Source organism: Acinetobacter sp. UBA5934, from assembly GCF_002430855.1.
Taxonomy (GTDB): Bacteria; Pseudomonadota; Gammaproteobacteria; order Pseudomonadales; family Moraxellaceae; genus Acinetobacter.
In genome coordinates this window covers 1-4,487 of the sequence record NZ_DJDC01000158.1, presented here as the reverse complement: position 1 = coordinate 4,487, position 4,487 = coordinate 1, and the positions used below count along the sequence as shown (strand labels likewise).

The window sequence follows — 4,487 nt, the reverse complement described above, 5'->3', positions numbered from 1 at the left end:
GTGAAACAGCTGTTTAAAACCCTGAAACTGCTGGCTTCGCAAGGGGTATCGATTCTTTATATCAGTCATAAACTGCATGAAATTCAAGAGCTGTGTGATGAAGCCACCATTTTAAGAAATGGTCGGGTCACGGGTCACGTCAAACCGAGTGAAAAAAGCACCAGTGAATTGGCCCGTCTGATGATTGGACGTGAACTTCCATCTTATCAACACTCGGCATTTTCAGGTGAACAAAGTGTCTTGCTGCAAGTGAAACAACTCAATTATGCATCTGATGATCCCTTTGGTGTGTCTTTAAGCAATATAGATCTGGAATTAAAAGCTGGTGAAATTACCGGTATCGCCGGGATCTCTGGCAATGGTCAGGCCGAATTGCTGGCATTGCTATCGGGCGAAAAGCTGACTGATCAGGGCAAAATCCTGTTTGAAGGCAGAAATGTCTCCCGATTGTATGCAGGTGAGCGCCGTGATTTGGGCTTGGGCTTTGTTCCGGAAGAACGTTTGGGACGCGGTGCAGTGCCCAATATGAGCTTGTCACAAAATGCTTTTCTCACTGCATTTCGTCAGGGTTTAAGCCGTTTTGGATTGATCAATTTTGAAAAAACCAAAGCCTTTGCTGCGCATTGCATTGAAAAGTTCAATGTCAAGGCAGCCGGCCCGCAGGCAGAAGCACGCAGCTTGTCTGGCGGTAACTTGCAAAAATTTATTGTAGGCCGGGAAATTCTACAAAACCCGAAAGTGCTGATTGTCTCGCAGCCGACTTGGGGAGTCGATATTGGGGCATCCATGTTTATCCGCCAGACCCTGATTGATTTATCACGTCAGGGAGTGGCCATTTTGGTGATTTCCGAAGAATTAGAAGAACTCTTTGAAATCAGCGATCAGCTATGTGTGTTGGCTAGCGGCAAATTATCCGAACCGATTGCTACCCATAACACCAATGCTGAAGAAATCGGTTTATTAATGGCTGGAATCAATAACCATGCAGTCGTTCAGGCTGCAGCTGAAATACAACCAATTTCAGTTTAGAGAAGAATAGGTGATTTGATGCATTTACTCGAACCTAGAGAACATCCTTCTCAACTTATGAAATGGCTGTCTCCCTTTATTGCGCTATTGGCCATGCTCTGTGTCGGTAGCCTGCTGTTTTTAATGCTTGGGGTCAATCCGCTTCAGGCTTTGTATATTTTCTTTATTGAGCCGCTCAGTAGTGCTTATAACCTGAGTGAACTGCTAATTAAAGCCAGTCCATTGATTTTGATTGCCTTAGGTCTGGCGGTCGGTTTTCGCGCCAAATTATTCAATATTGGTGCCGAAGGACAGCTGACCATGGGTGCCATTTTTGGTGGCGGTATTGCGATCCTGTTTTTTGAACAGCTGGGCTGGTGGATTTTACCGCTGATGATCATCATGGGAGCAATCGGTGGCGCAATTTGGGGGCTGATTCCAGCATTGTTAAAAACCCATTTTAATGCAGAAGAAACCCTGACCACCTTGATGATGAACTATGTGGCCTTTTTTCTGCTGATGTATTTGGTCAATGGACCGTGGCGTGATCCGGACGGCATGAATTTTCCGCAATCGGTGATGTTTAGTGACAGTGCGGTTTTACCCTATGTGATTGAAGGGACCCGGGTCAATGCCTCAATTTTCCTGACCCTGTTAGCTGTAGCGCTATTTTGGATATTTATTCGTAAAAGTGTCAGCGCATATAGATTAGAAGTCAGTGGTCAGGCACCTATGGCGGCCCAATATGCCGGTTTTTCTTCTAGAAAAGCCATCTGGTTCAGTTTGGGCATTTCTGGATTAATGGCGGGAATTGCCGGGATTTGTGAAGTCGCAGGTCCGATTGGTCAGCTCAATCCAAATATTTCTCCGGGCTATGGTTATGCCGCAATTATTGTGGCCTATTTGGGCCGTTTAAACCCGATTGGCATTGTATTGTCCGGCTTGCTTATGGCGCTGATTTATCTGGGCGGTGAACTGGCACAAATGCAGTTGCAGCTTCCGGTTGCCATTACCGGTATTTTCCAGGGTTTATTGCTGTTTTTCCTGTTGGCGTCTGATGCGCTAATTGAAAATCGCTACCGTTTCGCCAAGAAGAAGCAGCCACCCGCTGAAACTGTTCAACCAGCGGCTTAATGCTGTCAATAAAAAGGATAACCAGAGATGAGTATAGAAATTACCGCCATTCTTGCCGGTACTGTGGCCGCAGCGACTCCATTGATATTTGCAGGATTAGGCGAACTTGTTGCAGAACGTACAGGTGTGATTAATTTGGGCGTAGAAGGGATGATGCTGGTCGGTGCGATTGCCGGTTTTGCCTTTGCCTCTCAATATGATGCCAGTGTCTTAAGTGCTTTGTTTATGGGGGGACTGGCTGGAAGCTTGATGGCACTGATTTTTGCCTTTTTCACTTTATCAATGAGCACGAATCAGTCGGCTTGCGGTCTGGCTTTGACCATTTTCGGGATCGGGATTTCGGCTTTTATCGGGCAGAATTATGTGAGTACTGCATTGCCGGGATTACAAAATTTAAATATCCCCGGACTGGCTGATATTCCTGTTATTGGTCCAATTTTATTTCAGCAAAACTATGTGGTGTATTTATCGATTCTGGCATTCGCTGTGGTGTGGTGGGTATTGGCCAAAACCCGTTTGGGCTTATTGTTAAAAGCCGTAGGCGAGTCGCCAGAAAGCGCACATGCCATGGGCTACAACGTTTTAGCGATTCGTTATGGCGCGGTGCTTTTTGGCGGGGCCATGGCCGGAATTGGCGGGGCTTTCCTCTCAACCGTATATACCCCAATGTGGATTGAAAACATGGTAGCCGGACGTGGCTGGATTGCCATTGCTCTAGTCGTTTTTGCCGCATGGAAACCGACTCGCTTAATGCTGGGTGCCTATTTATTTGGCGGGGTCACCATTTTGCAATTTCATGCTCAAGCACTCGGTCTGAACATCCCAAATGAATTTTTATCGGCATTACCTTATATCGCAACGATTTTGGTTCTGGTGATCATTTCACGTGATAAAAAACTACTGAAACTGAATTTGCCTGCTTCGCTGGGTAAGACATTTAGCCCTTAACTGGACAGAGCAGAGGAAATATGACAATGAAAATCATGACTGCAGATTATGTCCTGACCATGAATTCAACACTGGATTGTATTCGCCATGGGGCTATTTTAATTGAGGGTGCATATATCAAGCAGGTGGGTACACTGGAAGAATTAACCCGGCAATACCCAGATGTAGAAGTGAGTCAATATCCGAACAGTTTACTGATGCCAGGTTTAATCAATACCCACTGCCATTCAGGACTGTTAAGAGGCACCGCCGAAGGTTTACCTGTCTGGGACTGGTTGCAGCAGTTTATCGATCCGATGCACCGGATTTTAACGCCTGAAGATGCCAAAATAGCTTCCTATCTTTGCTATGCCGAAGCACTGCTTTCAGGAACCACCACCATCGTGGATATGTGGCGTTATATGGATGGCAGTGCCGAAGCAGCAGAGCAACTTGGCATCCGCGCGGTACTGGTGCTTTATGTGGCAGAACATCCTGATCACAACTATTTTGAAACCTTAAATAGCAATGAAGCGCTGATTCAAAAATGGCATCAAGGCGCAGCTGGGCGAATTAATGTCTGGGTCGGTCTGGAACATCTGTTTTATGCAGAAGAAAAAGCGTTGGCCCGTATTCAGAAACTTTGCCAGGATTATCAGACCGGTTTTCACACCCATAGCAATGAAAGCCAGTTCGATGTGGAAGAAAACCTTAGACGTTATGGCATGCGTCCCATCCAGACGCTCGAACGTTTAGGCATGTTTGATGTTCCTAAATGTCTGTTGGCACACTGTGTCTGGGCCAATTCAGACGAGATCGAAATTCTTAAGCATTATGATGTGGGCGTTGCGCATAATCCGATCTCCAATATGAAACTGGCTTCAGGTGCGGCACCTATTACCGAAATGCTGCGTCATGGCATTGCGGTTGGGTTAGGCACGGATGGTGAAAAAGAAAATAACAATCTGGATATGTTTGAGGAAATGAAAACTGCCTCTTTATTGGCCAAATTTTCCAATTTAGATGCCGCAGCACTCGATTCATGGTCAGTCTGTCAAATGGCAACGCTGACAGGTGCAAAAGCACTGGGCATGCAGCATCAGATTGGATCGCTTGAAGCAGGTAAACTGGCCGATATCATTGCCGTTGATATGGCGACGCCAAGAATGACCCCTTTGATCGATCACGGACGCTTAATGAACCTGCATACGAATCTGGTACATGCGGTACAAGGCCAAGATGTGCATATGACCATGGTCAATGGGCAAGTGGTGGTGGAAAATCGTAAACTGGTGCATGCAGATATGCAGGCCTTAATCGATCAGGTCAATCAGGCCGCACCTGCGTTATTCAGACGCCGTGACAAATGGCTGTCAGAGCAGGGAACTGTGGTGAATGAGTTACAGCGCCTATAAAGG

General features: G+C 46.3%; 4 protein-coding genes. All 4 read left to right on the top strand.

What is annotated here, in order from left to right:
* On the top strand, positions 1–1,029 hold a 1,029-nt coding region (locus tag B2Y23_RS11430), incomplete at its 5' end, for an ATP-binding cassette domain-containing protein (protein WP_291370893.1).
* An 18-nt stretch (positions 1,030–1,047) separates the two neighbouring features.
* The gene (locus tag B2Y23_RS11425) at positions 1,048–2,142 is read left to right on the top strand and encodes an ABC transporter permease (RefSeq protein WP_291370891.1); all 1,095 of its coding nucleotides are present in this window, start codon (positions 1,048–1,050) and stop codon (positions 2,140–2,142) included.
* Between the two features lie 27 nt (positions 2,143–2,169).
* Complete coding sequence (locus B2Y23_RS11420) at positions 2,170–3,090, top strand: ABC transporter permease (protein ID WP_291370889.1); 921 nt, start codon at positions 2,170–2,172, stop codon at positions 3,088–3,090.
* 26 nt (positions 3,091–3,116) lie between these two features.
* A complete protein-coding gene (locus B2Y23_RS11415; RefSeq protein ID WP_291370887.1) occupies positions 3,117–4,484 on the top strand; it encodes an amidohydrolase family protein in 1,368 nt (455 codons plus the stop codon).
* The last annotated feature ends 3 nt before the right edge of the window (positions 4,485–4,487 follow it).